This window comes from Phytohabitans sp. LZ39, from assembly GCF_059359075.1.
Window position 1 is genome coordinate 289892 of the sequence record NZ_JCADBM010000006.1, and the last position, 17600, is coordinate 307491.

18 protein-coding genes are annotated in these 17600 nt (G+C 71.3%); 12 read left to right on the forward strand and 6 right to left on the reverse strand.

Annotated elements, in window-relative coordinates; translation table 11 throughout:
* Position 1: 1 nt before the first annotated feature.
* From AC5L36_RS14940 to AC5L36_RS14985, 10 genes are read left to right on the forward strand one after another with little or no spacing between them, the layout of a single operon-like run.
* The gene (locus AC5L36_RS14940) at positions 2–1492 is read left to right on the forward strand and encodes a class I adenylate-forming enzyme family protein (RefSeq protein ID WP_441219089.1); all 1491 of its coding nucleotides are present in this window, start codon (positions 2–4) and stop codon (positions 1490–1492) included.
* Entirely contained in the window at positions 1492–2709 is a 1218-nt protein-coding gene (locus AC5L36_RS14945) for a type III PLP-dependent enzyme domain-containing protein (RefSeq protein ID WP_441219091.1), read from the forward strand. Before AC5L36_RS14940 ends, AC5L36_RS14945 begins: the two co-directional genes overlap by 1 nt.
* On the forward strand, positions 2706–2969 hold the full coding sequence (locus tag AC5L36_RS14950; protein ID WP_441219093.1) for a phosphopantetheine-binding protein: 264 nt from the start codon (positions 2706–2708) through the stop codon (positions 2967–2969). The genes AC5L36_RS14945 and AC5L36_RS14950 overlap by 4 nt, the downstream gene beginning before the upstream one ends.
* The gene (locus AC5L36_RS14955; RefSeq protein ID WP_441219095.1) at positions 2966–4171 is read left to right on the forward strand and encodes an acyl-CoA dehydrogenase family protein; all 1206 of its coding nucleotides are present in this window, start codon (positions 2966–2968) and stop codon (positions 4169–4171) included. Before AC5L36_RS14950 ends, AC5L36_RS14955 begins: the two co-directional genes overlap by 4 nt.
* Positions 4168–4887, forward strand: coding sequence for a 4'-phosphopantetheinyl transferase family protein (locus tag AC5L36_RS14960; protein WP_441219097.1), 720 nt, complete (start codon positions 4168–4170; stop codon positions 4885–4887). Before AC5L36_RS14955 ends, AC5L36_RS14960 begins: the two co-directional genes overlap by 4 nt.
* Positions 4868–5347, forward strand: coding sequence for a flavin reductase family protein (locus tag AC5L36_RS14965; protein ID WP_441219098.1), 480 nt, complete (start codon positions 4868–4870; stop codon positions 5345–5347). Before AC5L36_RS14960 ends, AC5L36_RS14965 begins: the two co-directional genes overlap by 20 nt.
* Before the next feature lie 42 nt (positions 5348–5389).
* Positions 5390–6403: an NAD-dependent epimerase/dehydratase family protein gene (locus AC5L36_RS14970; protein ID WP_441219100.1), complete on the forward strand. Its 1014-nt coding sequence runs from the start codon at positions 5390–5392 to the stop codon at positions 6401–6403.
* Positions 6404–6436: 33 nt separating this feature from the next.
* On the forward strand, positions 6437–7711 hold the full coding sequence (locus AC5L36_RS14975; RefSeq protein WP_441219102.1) for a DegT/DnrJ/EryC1/StrS family aminotransferase: 1275 nt from the start codon (positions 6437–6439) through the stop codon (positions 7709–7711).
* Positions 7708–9129 carry a serine hydrolase domain-containing protein gene (locus tag AC5L36_RS14980; RefSeq protein WP_441219104.1) on the forward strand — a complete coding sequence of 474 codons (1422 nt, stop codon included), beginning with the start codon at positions 7708–7710 and terminating at the stop codon, positions 9127–9129. Before AC5L36_RS14975 ends, AC5L36_RS14980 begins: the two co-directional genes overlap by 4 nt.
* Positions 9126–10499: an MFS transporter gene (locus tag AC5L36_RS14985; protein ID WP_441219106.1), complete on the forward strand. Its 1374-nt coding sequence runs from the start codon at positions 9126–9128 to the stop codon at positions 10497–10499. The genes AC5L36_RS14980 and AC5L36_RS14985 overlap by 4 nt, the downstream gene beginning before the upstream one ends.
* 1 nt (position 10500) lies before the next feature.
* Here the strand turns inward: AC5L36_RS14985 and AC5L36_RS14990 are convergent, their stop codons facing one another.
* Positions 10501–11073 (reverse strand): helix-turn-helix domain-containing protein, encoded by a 573-nt coding sequence (locus AC5L36_RS14990; RefSeq protein ID WP_441219108.1) that lies wholly within the window; start codon positions 11071–11073, stop codon positions 10501–10503.
* Positions 11074–11122: 49 nt separating this feature from the next.
* On the opposite strand from AC5L36_RS14990, the gene AC5L36_RS14995 reads away from it, so the two are divergent.
* On the forward strand, positions 11123–11629 hold the full coding sequence (locus AC5L36_RS14995; protein ID WP_441219110.1) for a GNAT family N-acetyltransferase: 507 nt from the start codon (positions 11123–11125) through the stop codon (positions 11627–11629).
* A 74-nt stretch (positions 11630–11703) separates the two neighbouring features.
* Complete coding sequence (locus tag AC5L36_RS15000; protein ID WP_441219112.1) at positions 11704–12309, forward strand: hypothetical protein; 606 nt, start codon at positions 11704–11706, stop codon at positions 12307–12309.
* An 8-nt stretch (positions 12310–12317) separates the two neighbouring features.
* On the opposite strand, the gene AC5L36_RS15005 is transcribed toward AC5L36_RS15000, so the two are convergent.
* From AC5L36_RS15005 to vanH, 5 genes are all read right to left on the reverse strand, one after another.
* Complete coding sequence (locus AC5L36_RS15005; protein ID WP_441219114.1) at positions 12318–14243, reverse strand: S9 family peptidase; 1926 nt, start codon at positions 14241–14243, stop codon at positions 12318–12320.
* Between the two features lie 16 nt (positions 14244–14259).
* On the reverse strand, positions 14260–14733 hold the full coding sequence (locus tag AC5L36_RS15010; RefSeq protein WP_441219116.1) for a M15 family metallopeptidase: 474 nt from the start codon (positions 14731–14733) through the stop codon (positions 14260–14262).
* 75 nt (positions 14734–14808) lie between these two features.
* Entirely contained in the window at positions 14809–15417 is a 609-nt protein-coding gene (gene vanX / locus AC5L36_RS15015; protein ID WP_441219118.1) for a D-Ala-D-Ala dipeptidase VanX, read from the reverse strand.
* Entirely contained in the window at positions 15414–16454 is a 1041-nt protein-coding gene (gene vanA-Sc, locus AC5L36_RS15020) for a D-alanine--(R)-lactate ligase VanA-Sc (RefSeq protein WP_441219120.1), read from the reverse strand. The genes vanX and vanA-Sc overlap by 4 nt, the downstream gene beginning before the upstream one ends.
* Complete coding sequence (gene vanH, locus AC5L36_RS15025) at positions 16447–17487, reverse strand: D-lactate dehydrogenase VanH (RefSeq protein WP_441219121.1); 1041 nt, start codon at positions 17485–17487, stop codon at positions 16447–16449. The genes vanA-Sc and vanH overlap by 8 nt, the downstream gene beginning before the upstream one ends.
* Positions 17488–17600 lie beyond the last annotated feature (113 nt).

A 17600-nucleotide genomic window follows, 5' to 3' on the forward strand; every position in this document is an offset into this window, starting at 1 on the left:
CATGGAGGCACCGCAACAGTCGCTGCACGCGCTCCTGGACGCGGCGACCGCCAGCACCCCGGACCGGCTGGCTCTGGTCAGCGACCGGGACCGGCTGACGTACCGGCAGCTCGCCGCGCGTACGCACACCGCCGCCGCGTGGCTGCGCGAGCGAGGCGTGCGGCGGGGCGACCGGGTGCTGCTGGTGGCGGCCAACAGCGCGGACCTCGTCTGCGCCGTCTACGCCACATCCCGCCTCGGCGCCGCGTTCGTCGTCGTCAACAACGAGACCAAGCCGTTCCACCTGAGCCACATCCTGCGCGACGCCGAGCCGGCGCTGGTGCTCACCGACGACCCGGCCCGGATACCGGCCGAACCGGCCGTCCCGGTGGCGGAGCTGGCGGCCCTTCCGGCCGCGGAACCGGCCGCCGAGCCGGTGCGCTGGCCCGGCATCAGCACCGACGTGGCCTGCCTGATCTACACCTCGGGCAGCACGGCCGCACCGAAGGGCGTGGTGTCGCCGCACCGGACCATGCGCTTCGCCGTCGACGCCATCGCCGGCCGGCTCGACCTGCGCGGCGACGACGTGATCGGCACGTACCTGCCGCTCTCCTTCGACTACGCCCTGTACCAGATCTTCCTCGCCGCCCGCGCGGGCGCCACCCTGGCGCTCGGCGATCCCGGCCAGGTCGGCCCCGGCCTGCTGTCCCGGCTGGAGCGGTGGCGGGTCACCGTGCTGCCGCTGGTGCCTTCGCTCGCCGGCGCGCTGCTGCGGCTGGCCCGCCGCGACGGCGCCACCCGGCTGTCCGCGCTGCGTTCCGTCACCAACACCGGTGCGCGGCTGGCGCCGGAGACGATCGACGCGCTGCGCGACCAGTTCCCCGGCGTCGCCGTGTACGCGATGTTCGGGCTCACCGAGTGCAAGCGCGTGGCGATCCTCGACCCGGCGGAGCTGGACACCCGGCGTGGCTCGGTGGGCCGGCCGCTGCCGGACACGGAGTGCCTCGTCGTCGACGGGGACGGCCGGGTCCTGCCGCCCGGCGAGACCGGCGAGCTCGTCGTCCGCGGCCCGCACGTCATGGCGGGGTACTGGCGGGCGCCGGAGCAGACCGCGCGCCGGTTCCGGCCGTTCGGTTCCGGCACCGAACGCGCCCTGTTCACCGGCGACATGTGCGCGCTGGACGAGGACGGCTACCTCTACTTCCGGGGCCGGTTCGACGACGTGTACAAGAGCCGCGGACACCGGGTGAGCACGCTGGAGGTCGAGGCCGCCGCCCTGCATGTGCCGGGCGTGGCGGAGGCGGCCGTGGTGCCGCCCGCCGACGACGCCGAGGGTGCCCGGCTGTTCGTCACCGGCACCGCCGACTCCGGCGCCGTGCTCGCCGGGCTGCGCGAACGGCTCGAGCCGGCCAAGGTGCCGGACTCGGTGCGGGTGCTGGACCGGTTGCCGTTGAGCACCAACCGCAAGGTCGACCGCGACCGGCTCCGCGAGATCGCCGTGGAGGTGCCGTGATGCGCGCCCGGACCCTGCTGGAGCGCTTCGGCAGCCCGCTCTACCACTACGACCTGGCCGTGCTGCGCTCGGCACACGCCGACCTCGTCGCGCAGCTGCCCGCGCGGGCCTCCCTGCTGTACTCGGTGAAGGCCAACCCGCATCCCCGGCTGATCGCCGAGCTGCACCGGTTGGGTTGCGGCGTCGAGGTCAGCTCGACCGGCGAGCTGGACGCCGCACTCGCCGCCGGTGTCGCGCCGCGCCACATACTCCACAATGGACCAGCGAAGACCGTCGCCGAGCTGGAGTACTCGGTCGAGCGCGGCGTGCGTCTGTACTCAGTGGACTCGCCGGCCCAGCTGCACCGGCTCGGCGACGTGGCCGGCGGCCGCGGCACCCGGCTGGACGCGTTGCTGCGGGTCAACGGCGACAGCGGGCCGGCGGGCGCGGGCCTGACGATGACCGGCACCGCCTCGCAGTTCGGCGTCGACGCGACACAGGTGGAGGCGGATCCAGCCGCGTTCACGCACGGCGAGCTGCGGGTCCGCGGGCTGCACTTCTACCTGGGCACCAACGTCGAGGACGGCGCCGACCTCCTCGCCACGTTCCACGCCGCCCTGGCCGTCACCGCGCGGCTGCGGCGGGCGCTTCCCGGTCCGATCGAGATCCTCGACCTCGGCGGTGGGTTCGCCGCGCCGTACGCCCGAGCCGGCGACCGGCGCCGCTACCCGGGGCTGCGGGCCGCGCTCGACGACCTGCTCCGCCGCTTCGTACCGGAAGGGCCGCGGGTGCTGTTCGAGTCGGGCCGCTACCTCACCGCCGAATGCGGGCGGCTGGCCGCGACCGTCCAGGACGTCAAGTCCTCCAAGGGCCGCACCTTCGTCCTGCTCGACAGCGGGATCAACCATCTGGGCGGCATGGCCGGGCTGCGCCGGGTGCCGCCGCTCGTACCACAGCTGCACGCCGGCGACCGCGCGGCGGAGCCGGCGGTGACCTGCGACGTGGTCGGGCCGCTGTGCACACCGCTGGACGCCTGGAGCCGGCGCGTCGACCTACCGGCCCTGCGTCCCGGAGACGTCGTCGAGGTACCCAACGTCGGCGCGTACGGCCTGACCGGCAGCCTCATCGGGTTCCTCAGCCACGAACCACCCACCGAGGTGGTCGTGGACGGGAACGAGACCGTCGACGTGTCCCGGCTGTCCATCCGCCGCACCTACGAGAAAGGAGACCAACCATGACCACACTCGCCACCGAACGGTTCGACGAGGTGCTGCGCCGCCACCTGAAGTACCTGCCGGCCGGAGAGCCCCTCGCGCCGGACGCCGACCTTCGCTCCCTGGGCCTCGACTCGATGGCCGCCGTCGACCTGCTCTTCGACATCGAGGACAGCTTCGACATCGTGCTGCCCGACGAGGCCCTGGTCGAGCAGACGTTCACGACGCCGGCCGCCCTGCGCGGTGTGCTCGACGAACTGGGCCAGGACGGAGGCGCGTCATGAGCACCGCGGTCTCCGCCCCGGCCGGTCGCCGGCACGTCGAGCCGCTCGCCGCGGCGCGGGAGGTGCTGCCGGTCATCGCCGAGCACGCCACCGGCGTCGACGAGCGCGGCGAGTTTCCCGCCGCCGCCCTCGACGCCCTGCGCCAGACACCGTTGATGGGCCTGCTCGTGCCGCGCGAGTACGGCGGCATGGGCGGCGGCCTCGCCGACCTGGCCGCGGTCGCCCGCGAGATCGCCGGGGCCTGCACCGCGACGGCGGTCGTCTGGGCGATGCACTGCCAGCAGGTGGCCGCGGTCGCGCGGCACGGCGGCGACCGGCTACGCGCCCGGGTGCTGCCGCGCGTGGCGCGGGGCGAGGTGTACGTCGCCTCGGTGACGACCGAGCGGGGCAAGGGCGGCCACCTGCTGACCGCCCAGGCGCCGCTGGTGCCGGCCGGGGTCGGGCGGCTGCGGCTGCGCCGGGAGGCACCGATCTGTACCGGCGCGCTGCACGCCGACGCCTTCCTCGTCACCATGCGCGCCGGATCGGAAGCCAACGAGGGCGACGTCCGGCTGGTCTGGGCCGATCGATCCCAGCTCGACATCGAGACGCGCGGCGACTGGAACCCGATGGGCATGCGCGGCACCCACAGCGTCGCGGTGAGCCTCGACGGGGAGATCGGCCCGGAGGACGTCGTCGGCGACGACTTCCGCACCGTCGCGCTGGGTACGTTCGTGCCGGCCGGTCACATCGCCTGGGCGTCGTCGTGGCTGGGCGCCGCACAGGGCGCGCTGCGCCGCACCATCGGTCTGCTGCGTGACCCGCGCGGCCGCCGGCAGTTCGACCTCGGCTCCGATCTCCTCGTCACCCGCCTCGCCGGCGTCCGTGCCGACCTCGACTGCGTCGAGGCACTGCTGGAACGGGTGGTCGGCACCGTCGAGCGCGTCATGGCCCGCGGCGCGTCCCGGGCCGAGGTCGAGGACCCCGCGTACCAGATCCTCGTCAACGAGCTGAAGGTGGTCGCCGCGGAGCGTACCCACGCCGCCGTCGACCGCCTCGTCGAACTGGTCGGGCTGCGCCACGGGTACCTGAAGTCGTCCCCGATCGGCCTCGAACGGGTCCTGCGCGACCTGCGCTCGGCGAGCCTCATGTACGCCAACGACCGCCTGCTCGTCGCGAACGGCAAGCTCGCGCTCCTCGACCGCACCGCGAGGCTGCCGTGACCGCGCTGGGGGAGCGGACACGCCGGGACGAGGTCACCGTCTGGACCGTCCCGTGCGCGGAGCCGGGCCCGGTCCTGGACCGGCTCGCGCGGTCGCTCCCACCGGCCGAGCGGGCCCGGGCCGGTGCCCTGCACGGGCGGCGGCGTGCCGAGTACGTGACCGGCCGCGTGCTGCTGCGTGGCCGCCTCGCCGGTCAGCTGCGGTGCGCGCCCCACGATGTGCCGCTCACGGTGACCGCGAGCGGCAGGCCGGAGGTGCCCGGCACGGCGGGCGGTGGATCGGTCAACCTGTCCCACGCCGGCGGACTTGTCGCCGTCGCGTTCAGCCGGGACGGCGCCGTGGGCGTCGACATCGAACCGGACGGCCGCCCTCCTTCGGCACTGGCGTGGACCTGCTCGGCGGGCGAACGCGCCTGGCTGGCGAGCCTCCCCGAGCCGCGCCGGCGCCGCGCGTTCGCCCGGCTCTGGACCCGCAAGGAGGCCTGCGTCAAGGCCGGTGGCACCGGGATAAACACCCGACTCAACGGCATCCACTGTGGACCGGGCCGGGCCGGGCGGTGGGCGGACATCTGGTGGCGGCAGATACCTGTCGCGCCCGGCTTCGCCGCCGCGGTGGCTCTGCGCCCGCTGCGCCCGGCCGTTGCGGGCTACCGGTTCGGGACTCGGGTCGTACCCACACGAATCCCTGGAGTACCAGATGACGACCACCAGAAATGACTTGGAACGCGACCACCTGCGGCGGGTGCTCGGCGAGTTCGCCACCGGCGTGGCGATCGTCACCGCCCCGGTGCCGAGCGGGCCGGTCGGCATGACCGTCAACTCGTTCACGTCGGTGTCGCTCGAACCACCGCTCGTCCTGGTCTGCCTGGCCAGCGACTCCCGCACCACCGACGCGGTCACCCGGGCCGGCTGCTTCGCGATCAGCATCCTGCGCCAGGACCAGCGACGGATCTGCGACACCTTCGCGGCCCGCCACGTGGACAAGTTCGCAGAGGTCGGCGCGCGGGAAGCGGCGACCGGCGCGCCGATCATCCGGGGCGCCCTGGCGTACCTGGACTGCACCGTCCACCAGGTGCTGCCCGCCGGCGACCACCTGATCGTGATCGGTGCCGTGGCGGAGGCGGCGGCGACCTGTGACGGCAAGCCCCTCACGTTCTTTCGAGGCAGCCTGCGCTGAGCCGGCCGGCCCCGACCCCTACCAACGCGAAAGGCGACTCACATGACCACCAAGACGGTGCAACTTGGCGGCGGAACCCGCGCCGTCGTCACCGGCGGGCTCGGCTTCGTCGGCTCGCACCTCGTCCGCACCCTGGCCCGACGCGGGGTCAAGGTGACCGTCCTCGACATCGCCACCGGGACCGCCGGCGGCGCCCGACCACGTCCCAACGTCGAGCACCGCGCCGTCGACCTGCGCGACCCGCGTTCGGTGCGCACCGCGCTCCGGCCGGCCGACGTCGTGTTCCACCTCGCCGGCAACGCCAGCGGTACCCTCTCCGTCGACCGGCCCCGCTTCGACTTCGAGACCAACGCCGAAGGCACCTTTAACCTCTGCGAGGCGCTGCTGAACACGCCGGTCAAACGGCTGGTGTACCTGTCGTCGGCGATGGTCTACGGGCGTCCACAAGCGACACCGATCCCGGAGTCGCACGCGCTGCGCCCGTTCCTGCCGTACGGCGCCTCGAAGCTCGCCGGTGAGCACGTGGCGCACAGCATGCACGAGTCGTTCGGGCTGCCGACGGTCATCGGCCGCGCCTTCACCATCTACGGGCCGGGCGAGGACCCGCGCCGCGCGGGCGGCGAGGTGTCCCAGTTCGTGCGCTGGCACCTCAACGGGCGCGCGATCCCCAGCGTGGGGGACGCGGACCGCAAGACCCGCGACTTCTCGCACATCGACGACCTCGTCGCCGGCCTGCTGGTGATCGCCGAGCGCGGCACGTCCGGCGAGGTCTACAACCTGGGTACCGGCGCGGAGACCTCGTTGCGTGAGCTCGCCGACGTGATCGGGCGGGTTACCGGCCGCCCCGCCCGGCTGCGCAGCGACGACCGCGTGCTCGACGACAGCTACCGGCACGTCGCCGACATCGGCAAGCTGCGCGCCCTCGGCTACCGCCCGTCCGTGCCGCTCGCCGCCGGCGTCGCCGCGCTCGTCCGCGCCCTCGGCAGCCGGCCGGAACTGCCGAGCATGCCCACCGTCTTCCACCGTCCGACCACCGCTGAACTCTCCGCCGCCTGACCGGAGAACCCGTCACCGGGAGGAGTGCAGGCCGTGAACGATTTTGTCGTCCCGTACCAAGGCCAGGGGAGCATGTTCGACGAGCAGGACATCGCCGCGGTGACGGCACTGCTCCGCTCGGACAAGCATCTGTCGTCCGGTGTGGAGCGTGCCGCCTTCGAGGCGGAGTTCGCCCGGTACGTCGGCGCCCCGCACGCCGTCAGCGTCACAAGCTGCACGATGGCGCTTCAGCTGGCCACCCAGCTGCTCGACCTGCGTCCCGGAGACGAGGTGATAGCTTCGCCGCTGACCTTCCAGGCGACGGTGGCTCCCTTGCTCGGTCGCGAGGTGACCGTGCGGTTCGCCGACATCGACGCCGACTCGCTCGGGCTGTCGCCGGCGTCCGCCGCCGGGCTGATCGGCCCGCGCACCCGCGCCGTCTACGTGACCCACTACGGCGGCCTGGCCGCCGACCTCGGCGGGCTGAGAGAGCTGACCAGCGCCCACCGACTCGCGCTCGTCGAGGACTGCGCGCACGCCCTCGGCACCCGCTACCGTGGCCGGCACGCCGGCACGGTCGGCGACATCGGGTGCTGGAGCTTCCACAGCCTGAAGAACATGTCGACGCTGGGCCAGGGCGGCATGGTCACCACCGCCGACGGCGGGTGGGACAGCCGCCTGCGCCGGATCGGGGCGATCGAGCCCGACGCCGACTTCGCGCCCAGCGCCGCACAAGCGACGTTCGGCCCGTGCCAGCCACCGGGTGTGGACGATCCGGAACGGCACTGCAAGAACGCGTACACGCACGACTGCACCGCCGTACGCGCGGGCGGCAGCAACGCCATCATGAGCGAGCCGGCGGCCGCGGTGGGGCGTACACAGCTGCACAAGCTGCCCCGGTTCGTCGAGCGGCGCCGGGCGATCGCCGGATACCTCAACGAACGGCTGTCCCGCCTGCCCGGCGTGCGGGTGCACGAGGACCTGCCGGGCCGCGAGCACTCGTACCACCTCTACACGTTCCGCCTCGAGAACGCCCCGACGGGACAGCGGGACGAGCTGGTCCGGCGGCTGCACCACGAGTACGGAGTGGAGATCATCCTCAGGTACTTCCCGCTGCACCTGCTGCCCGAGTGGCGCTTTCACGGCGGCGCGTACGGGCAGGCGCCGGTCGCCGAGCGGGTGTGGTTCAACGAGCTCGTCAACCTGCCGATGTACCCGGCCATGCGGGACTGGCAGGTGGAGTACCTCGCCGACGCGGTCACCGCGGCCCTGCGCGACGTGACCGGCACGCACCGTGCGACGAAGGTGGCCGAGGAGGTGGCGTCGTGATCGACGAACGCGCACTCGCCGAGGTGGTCGACGACTTTCGGGCTCGGCACCGGGTGCCGGGTGTGGCGGTCGCGACTTTCGACCCGAGCGGTCCACTGGCGACAGTCGCGCGTGGACAGCGCAGCGTCGAGGAGCCGTCCGCGCCGATGCGTCCGGACACGCTGTTTCGCGTCTACTCGGTGACCAAGAGCCTGACCGCCACGCTGATCGTGCAGCTGGCCGGTGAGGGCGTGGTCGACCTGGACGAACCGGTCGTCGAGACGCTGCCACGGTTTCGGCTGCGTGGGGACGGCGGCACCGCGCGGGTGACCCTGCGGCACCTGCTCAGCCACCAGGCCGGGTTCATCCCCGACGCCGTCACGCATGACGGGTGCGGGCGAGACCCCGGGGCGATCGGCGAAGCGGCACACGCCGAGCCGGCGCGTACCCCGCTGGTCGGCGCTCCCGGGCAGGTCTACTCGTACAGCAACCTGGGGTTCACGGTGGCCGGCCACGTGGCCGAGGTCCGCGGGCAGCGGGCGTTCCACGACCTGTTCCGGGAACGCGTGGCGGAACCGCTCGGCATGACGCGCACTACGCACGATCCGGCGGTCGCGATGACCTACCCGCTGCTCCAGCACCACGTCGACCGCGACGGCGCCCTCCGGCTGGCGCACGCGCCGTGGGTGGCCGCCAAACACGCACCCTCCTCGCAGTGCTGGTCCACAGTGGAGGACATGGCCCGGTTCGGCGCCATGCACATCGCCGGCGGCCGGTGCGCCACGGGCAGCCTCGTCAGCCCGCGGCTGCTGGAAGAGGCGCACCGTCCACACGCGGACGTACGGCTCGACATCGACCTGCGGTACGGCCTCGGCTTCTACATCGGACCGCGCGACCCCGCCGCCGCCCGCTTCGGCCACGAGGGCTTCTACGACGGCATGTGGTGCAAGCTGATCTGCGTACCCGCCGCCGGCATCGGCCTGGTCTGGGCGGACAACCGCGGCGACGAGCTGCGCGACCCGCGCTACCGGGCCATCGACACGATCCTCGCCGCGCTCGGGGCCGGCGCGGCCGACTGGCGGCGCACCACCGGCTGGCCGGACGGCGCGGGACCGCCGGACGGCGTTTTCGAGCGGCCGGCGAGCGGGGCCGGGCTGCTCCTCCGGACGCGCGGCGACCGGCTCCTGGTCACCGCGACCGACCGCGAGCTGGCCCTCGAACCCGTCGCGGCGGACGTCTGGGCCACTCCCGCGGCGCCGGACGCGGCACCCCCGTGGCGCTCGCACGCCGGCAGCCGGCGGGTCAGCCTCGGCGCCGTCCGCGACCCCGGCGGCGACGTCTGCCACGTGCTGCTGAACGGCCTGCCATACCGGCGGCGCGCCCGCCAGACCGGTACCATCCGGACAGCGGGGCGGCACAGTGGCGCCGGGCTCAGATGAGCGGGATAAGTCTGATGGAGATGGTGGGCGGCCGCCGTGACAACGCGGTGCTGGCGCTGGTGTGCACCGCCCAGTTCGTCGACGTCGCGGGTGTCACGATCGTGATCGTGGCGCTGCCGGCCATCCAGCACGATCTGCGGCTGAGCGATGGCGACCTGTCCTGGGTGGCGTCGATCTACGCGTTGATCTTCGGTGCGTTCCTGGTCCTCGGCGGCCGCGCCGCGGACATGGTCGGCCGGCGGGCCATTTTCATGCTGGGCAGCGCCACGGTGGCGGGCGGGTCGCTGATATGCGCGGTCGCCGGCGACGCGGCGTGGCTCATCGCCGGGCGGGGCCTGCAAGGGCTGGGCGCGGCCGTCGCCGTCCCGGCCGCGCTCGCGCTGCTGCTGGCGACCCTGCCGCCCGGACGGCTGCGCAGCCGCGCGCTCGGACTGTGGACCATGGCCGGCGCGGTGGGCGGCGCCTCAGGGTTCGTCATCGGCGGCCTCGTCACCCAGCTGGCCGGCTGGCGCTGGCTCTTCGCGGCGATCGGGCCGCTCGCGCTCGCCGCCGTGCTGGCCGCGCCGGTGGCCCTCGCCGCGGTGCCGCCGCGCCGTGCCGAGCGCGGCTCGCTCAACATCACCGGTGCGCTGTTGTGCACCGCGGCCGTCCTGCTGCTCATCCTGGGGTTCAACCGGATGGAGGCACGTGGGCCGGCCAGCGTCTGGTCGTGGCTTCCCCTCGTGCTGGCACCCGCCGCCGGCCTGCTCTTCGTCGCCGCCGAAAGGCGGGCGCGCACACCGCTGGTGCCGCCGGCGCTCTGGTCGATGCGCTCTTTCCGGCTCGGTGCCTGGACCGCGATGGTGCTGACCGCCACGACCAGCGGGGCGAACGTCATCGGTTCGCTGTTCCTCCAGGACGACCTCGGCATGTCGGCCGGCGCGACCGGGGCGAGCTTCCTGCTGTTCAGCCTCAGCGTGGTGCTGGGATCGACCGCCGCGCCTTCCCTGCTGCGGCGCCTCACCGCGGTGCGGTCCCTCACGGTCGGCCTCGCCGTCGTCGTCGTGGCCATGCTCTGCGAGGTGGTCGCCGCGAGCGAGGAACACTTCGGCGCGTACCTGGCCGGGCTTGCCCTCTCCGGGCTCGGGCTCGGCGTCGCGTCGGTCGCCTCCACCGAGCACGGCACCGCGGACGCGGACGACGCCACGTCCGGGCTGATCGGCGGCTTGCTGAACGCCGCCGCGCAGATCGGCACCGCGATCGGCATCGCCGTCCTGGTCGTCACCGCGCGGTGGTCCGGCTTCGCGGCCGGCTTCCTACTCGCCGGCACGGTCGCCCTCGGCGCCGCGGCGGCCACCGCGCTCCGGACGACCGTGCGGGTTCGCCGCTGACTCAGGCCTGCCGCGGGCGGCGCGGCCGCATGACGAGCGCCGCGACGTAGTAGGTGCAGGCGACGGTGTCCGGGTTGGCGTAGCTGTGCGGGACGTCGGCGGCGAAGTAGACCGAGTCGCCCGGCGACAGTGTCAGCGACGTGTCGCCGACGGTCAGCCGCAAGGTGCCTGACTGCACGACGACGAACTCGTGCGACCCCGGTGCGTAGGCCGGAAACTCGCCCGCGTCGCGGCCAGGCGGCAGCGTGGAGCGGATCCACTCGAAGTTCACCCCCGGCACGACCGGCGTGAGGATCGTGCGCTGCCAGCCGCCTGGCTCGTCGACGACGTCCTGCTCGGCCGCGCGTCGCACGACTACGCGCGGCCCGTCGGCGGCGACGAGCTCGGTCAACGGCACGCCGAGCCCGTCGGCGATGCGGGCGAGCACGACGATCGTGGGTGCTTTCTGTCCACGTTCGACGGAGGAGAGCATGCTGACGCTGACCGAGGCCGCCTCCGCCAGCGCCTGAAGCGTCAACGCGCGATCGAGCCGGGCCGCCTGGATGCGGCGGCCGAGTTCGACAAGATCCGTCATTTCGCTATAATAGCCAGACGTTTCACGATAGCGAAATCGGATGGAAGCCATGCCCACGGACCTGACCGTCGCACCGGCGACGCCCGCCGACCTGGAGACCGTCACCACGATCTACGCCCACTACGTCACCGACACGGTCGCCACGTTCGAGCAGGTGCCGCCGACGGTCGAATACTGGCGGCAGCGGATGGCGGACCTGTCCGGGCAGGGCCTGCCGTTCCTCGTGGCGAGGATCGGCGGCGAAACCGTCGGGTACGCCTACGCCAGCCCCTGGCGGCCGAAGCCGGCCTACCGCTACACCGTCGAGGACACGATCTACCTCGCGCCGGGCTGGACCGGTCGCGGAGTGGGACGCGCCCTGCTGGAGCGGCTGCTTCAGGACTGCGCACACGCCGGCGTCCGGCAGGTCATCGCCGTCATAGCCGACACCGGCAGCGACGCCTCCGCCGCCCTGCACCGCCGCCTCGGCTTCGCCGACGTGGGCAGGCTGAGCGGCGTGGGCCACAAGCACGGCCGCTGGATCGACACAGCGCTCATGCAACGCACCCTGCGTTAGTGACCGGCAAGCTTTCACAAACACTCCACAATCGACTGGTACACCAAAGTGTGGCCGGGGGCGTCTTATGAAGCGTGAAGTGGCGAGGGGCGTCTCTGTGTGTCGCGGCGGCCGCGGTGTTGCCGGCCAGCCTGATGCTGTACGGCGTGTGCGTGCCCGGCGGCTACTACGACTTCGTCGTCGGAGCGCTGTGGTGCTGGACGATCGTCGGGGTCGCGTGGGCGGTGATCGGGGTCAGGTGGTGGCGTCGCGACCCTCCCGATTCGCGGTGGCGGCTGTGGCCGCTCGCGGTGTTTCCGTTCGTGCTCGTCGTGAGCTGGTGGACAGCCTCGGGTGACCTCGTCGGCAAGGCCACGTTCGCCCACTACCGGGCGGATCTGGAGCAGCTCGCCGATCGCGCCTCGACGAACGACGACACCCGCGTCGGGCCCTACCGGTTCCGCTCTCGGTTCTACATGGACGGTTGCACGCTCTACAGCGTGCGTGAACCGGCCATGGCGGTCGGATCCGGGCTGGCCTGGTGCCCTGGGGTATCGCCGACCGACCACATCTGGGACGAGGGCGAGATCTTCGAAAAGATCGAAGGCGACTGGTACACGTTCGTGATGCCGTTCGGCGACACCCCTGTCGACCCGTGGGGGCTTCAGGTCACCAGGATCGACTCAGTGGGCCACGTGTGAGGCGCGGTTCATCCGAGCCACCGGTCGAACCAGGCGCGGGTGCGGCGGAGCACGTCGAGTTGGTGGTTGCGTTCGCGGATCGAATGACCCTCCCGGGGATAGACGACGTAGGTGTGCTCGACACCGAAGCCGCGCAGCGCGCGGTAGAAGAACTCCGCCTGTGATACCGGGACGTTCGTGTCGTTCTCGCCGTGCAGGATCAGCACCGGTGTGCGGACCCTGGAGGCGTACGAGATCGGGCTGAGCCGGTCGTGGCGGTGCGGGCCGGTTCCTTCCCAGCCGCTGCTGCCGCCGAGAGCGGACTCGAAGCGCCCCTCCTCCCCGGTCGCGGCGAGCATGCCCCAGTCGCTGATCCCGGCGCCCATGACGGCGGCCTTGAACCGGTCGGTCTGCCCGACCGCCCACGCGGCCATGAAACCGCCGTGGCTCCAGCCGCCGATGCCCAGCCGGTCCGGGTCGGCGACGCCCGAGGCGACGAGCATGTCGATGCCGGCGCGGATGTCAGTCCACTCGTCCAGGCCGACCGCGCCGGCGACGCGCACCGCGAAGTCGTGACCGTGGCCCCGGCCGCCGCGCGGGTTGGGCAGAAACACGGCGTAGCCCGCGGTCGCCAGCCACTGGCCAGACGGGTGCCAATTGAGCATGAGCCGGTCGGCGTGCCGGTCGTACGGGCCGCCGTGGACGATGGTCACCAGTGGAAAGGGCCCGTCCGCGCGGGACCGGCCGGCGGGCAGGATCAGCAGGCCGTCGAGAGCCAGTCCGTCGAACGCCTTGTACGACAGGCGTTCCTGGACACCCCACCGCACGTCGCGCAGCTCGGGCCCGAGGTCGGTCAGCCTCGCCAGCGGCCCGCTCGTGGGGCCGGCGTGGACGTTTCCGGGCTCGTAGGACGTGCTCACCACCGCCGCGATGGCGGCACCGTCGCGGTTTGTGGTCAACGACGTCGCGAGGCCGTCCATCCGGGACACCTCGACGAGGTTGGGCCCGGCCGGATCGAGCCGGTGGATCGCCGTGTCGAGCCCGTCGGCGACCAGCACCAGCGGCGGGCCGGTGTCGACCTGCACCAGGTCGCTCGGGCAGGCGGTCATGCCGGCGGTCAGGTTGCGGTGGCCACCGGCCGGCCCGCTCGCCGGTACCGCGACGTCGAGCACCGCGTGTCCGCCTACCAGAGCGGGTGGGGTCTTCGCGAGATATGCCAGGTGCCAGCCGTCGCGGGCGGGCCACCAGACGAGCGACGACGCGCCCGCCGCGGCCGGCCCGAGGTCGCGCGTCACGCCGGTGTGCGAGTCGAGCAGGTGCAGAGCCGGCTCCACGAGGCCGGGATCCACGTCCGGGGTCGACCAGGTCAGTGCCGCCAGGATCCCGTCGCCGGGCCGCCGCACGACCTCGACGACATGGCGATCGCCGAACGCGTCCGGCGTCCGGACCTCGCCGCCGCGTACGTCGAGCAGTCGCAGCCGGTCCGGGCGGACGCGTTCACCCCACACCCGCGCGTCGTCACGCTCGCGCTCCCGACGCCTGTCCTCATCGGACGGTGGGTCGGGGGCGATCACCACGACAAGGTCCGGATCGGCGAGCGGGAGGTGTCCGGACACCCCGCCGGCCCAGGACGTGACCGCCCGCACGACGCCGTCGAACAGCCCGACCCGGTGCAGCTGCGCCGTGCCACGCTCGGCCCGGTCGGACAGGAAGTAGAGTGCCGTCGAATCCCCGGTCCACCGCGGCGCCGAATCGTATGCCTCGCCCGAGGTCAGTCGCCGCGGGGGAGCGGTCCCGTCGGCGGCGGCGGCCCAGAGCTCGCTGACCGGGTGAACACCCGCCTGCCCGACCGGGGCGACCACGTAGGCGACCCACTTGCCGTCCGGCGACAGCGCCAACGCCCGCGGGACACGACCGTCGACCACCATCTCGGCGGTGAGCTGTGCACGGTCCATTGGGGCACAGTATCGATCATCGCCGCATCCTCGGATCGTGTGTGGGGTCGGCGTACATGGGCGGGCAGCCGCGGTCGACCGCCTCGGGGCGCAGTTCGTAGTGCCAGGGCTCGTTGCGGTAGATCTGGCACAGCCCGTACCGGGCGCCGTGCCGCGACAGCCACGCCGCGGCGTCGGAGGGCCCGATGTCGATCGCGTCGCCGGACACGTGAGCCGACGTGTCCGCGGTGGCGACCCATCGGGCGGCCTCCTCCTCCGAGCCGTACTTCCAGACCGCCTCCCGGAGAAGCTCGTTCTGGTACTCCGGGGAACGCCAACCGCTGTTGACGTAGAACTCGATGCCGTCGGCGGCGGCGTCCGTGGCCGCCGCGCGCACGGCCCGGAGCAGCTCAGGGTGGAGATTGGCTACCCCGGGATACCAGTCGTCGAAGACGGTCACGCCGCCGCGGAGGGCGGCCCGAAGGCTTTGTGGTGATGTGGTTTCACTCATGCCACCAGTCAAGGCAACGCGGTGTTGCCAGCGCGTACGCCGTTTTCGATAGGCAGACGATATGTGAGCGGCGAACTACGCGATGGGAAAGTCGAAATACGTGTCCGGGTACGGCTCGTCTTTCAAGGTGTAGTGCCACCACTCGCATTCGTACGGGATGAAGCCGCACGTCTCCATGATGGAGCGGAGGTGTTGCCGGTTCGTCGCTTCGGCCTGGGCGATCCTTTCGGCGCCGTGATGTGAGATCAAATCCATCAGATCATGGTCGCCGCCCATGTGAGCGAGTTCGTCGGTCTCCAAGTGATAGAGGGTCAGGTCGACGGTGCTGCCCCGACTGTGGCCGGACTTGGCGGCCACGTACCCTCTTTCGAACATCTCGGGTCGGTCGATGTTCGGATAGTGTCGTAGCTTCGTCCGGCCATCCTCCGGCTGCTTTGACCAGCGCACAAAGCGATCCACGGCGCGTTGCGGTCGATACCCGTCCCAGAGCAGCAGGCCGAAGCCGAGAGACTCGGCCTTGTCCCGTGCCTTTTCCAGGGCGGTACACAGCGCCCTTGTGCCGACGATGCGATTTGCCAGGTATCCGTCCACCGGTTTGCCGGTGAAGTTGTCCCACGTGGCGTACTTGGCGTCCCAACGTATCCCGGGCACAAGCTCGTCCACGAAAGCGAAGTCATCCCTCATCGAAGTTTTCCTGTCAGTGTCAGCGACACCAACCGGTCGATCACGTCGGTGAGGGGCAGTCCGGCGGCCGCCATCATCCTCGGATAGCGGCTGTACGAGGTCATCCCGGGCATGGTGTTGACCTCGTTGAGGACGACCGTGCCATCCTCCTTGAGGAACATGTCCACCCGCGAGAGCCCCCTGCATCCCAGGGCGCGGTAGATGGCCTTCGCGGTCTCCTGGACGAGGAGGCGCGACTCCGCCGGAATGTCCGCGGGGACGATGGGCGTCGAGTTTTCGGAACCGGTCTCGGGCTCGCTCTCCTGATGGATCCTGAAGAAGCCATGGGACAGGGCGATTCGATCCACCTCGCCGGCGATCAGCTCCAGATCGTTCCCCAGGATGGCGCACCCGACCTCGCTGCCGACGACGGCTTCTTCGATCAGCACCTTCGAGTCGTACCGCCGCGCGGTTTCCAGCGCACTCGACAGCTCTTCCCGGCGAGTTACCTTGCTGACGCCGAAGGACGAACCCGAACGGGCCGGCTTTACGAAGACCGGATAGGTGAGCAGGTCGGGATCGATGCTCTCGTTCGCCGTGACGATCCAGAAGTTCGGCGTGGCGATTCCCGCGTTTCGCGCGACGACGTAGGCGAGGGACTTGTCCATGCACAGGACGGAGCCTTGGACGTCGCAGCCCACGTAGGGGATGCCGGAGAGCTCCAGCAAACCCTGCGTCGCGCCGTCCTCGCCGAGCTTGCCGTGCAGGACGGGCAGCACCAGGTCCAGACTGATCGTTTCGTATTTTCCGTCCTCCAGGACGAGCAGTCCTTGGACGCTTCTGTCCGGTGACAGCACGGCCGGACGGCAGTTGCCGCTCTCCCAATCTGGGCCAGGGCCGTCACAAAGGTTCCAGGCACCGTTCCTCGTAATCCCGATGTAGTACGGTTCGTACTTCTCGGTGTCGAGGCTGCTGGCGACCTCTTGCGCGGATTTGATGGAGATAGGGTGCTCTTCGGAACAGCCCCCGAACATGACCCCGATTTTCAACCTATCCATGCTGGCTTCTGCTCTCAAATCTCAGGCAATTGACGATGGAATTTTCGACGGTGTCGCGCAGGGCGTGGTCTGTGTAGTAGGCGGTGTGCGGACTGATGAGCACATTCGGCAGCTTTTGCAGGCGCAACAGCGCCTTGCTGTCGATGGGCTTGTCTCTACAGTCGGCGTAGAAGATCCCTTCCTCTCCCTCGAGGACGTCCAGCGCCGCACCGCCCAGCTTGCCGCTCTCCAACGCGGAGATGAGCGCCTCGGTGTCGAGAAGGGAACCGCGGCCGGTGTTGACGACGAACGCCCCGCGTTTCATCCGGTCGATCCGCCGGCGGTCCAGGAGATGGTGTGTATCCGCGCTGAGCGGTGTATGGAGCGTGACGATGTCGCTCTGCCGTAGCAGTTCGTCCAGGGAGACGTAGTCCACGGACGCCTTGGGTTGACTGTCGTACGCCAATATTCGGCAGCCGAAACCGCGCAGCCTGTCCATGACCGCGGTGCCGATGCGACCCGTTCCGACGACCCCGACCGTCAGGTCGCGCAGCTCCTTACCGCGCACCTCGTTGAGCCTGTAGTCGTGAACCTCGGCACGGAGCACGATGGACTTCGCGCTGCGCACCGCCATCAGCATCAGCATCAGCGTGTAGTCGGCCACGCTGTCGGGCGAGTAGGACACGTTCTCGACGAAAATGCCGACGCTCCGCGCGTACGTCACGTCGATGTGGTTGTACCCGATGCTTCTCGTGGAGATGTAGGCTACGCCGGCCCGGCTGAGCGCAAGGAGAGTGGAGTTGGTGATTTGAGTCTTGTGACCGACGCTGACGCACCGATTTCCTCGTGCCAGCTCGACGTTGGCCTCGGATACTGCCGCCTCGGTGATCGCCGGCATGATGCCGAAGCGAGGCGCCATCTCCCGAAACAAGACGGCCTCGTCCTGCCCGCATCCATAAATCGTGATCCCCGTTGTCGGGGCGACCGGGGTGGGCGAGGGCGCCAGCGTTCGGGTGCGGCGGACCGCTGTTCGCGCCGGTTCGCTGAAGGGCATGCCCTCCAGTCAAGGCAGCCGCGTGTTGCCGCTACGTATGTGGTTTTCGATATGCCGACGATATGCTACCGGCCGGTAACGGGCTGGCCGCGGTCACGGGCCGCAGTTTGGCG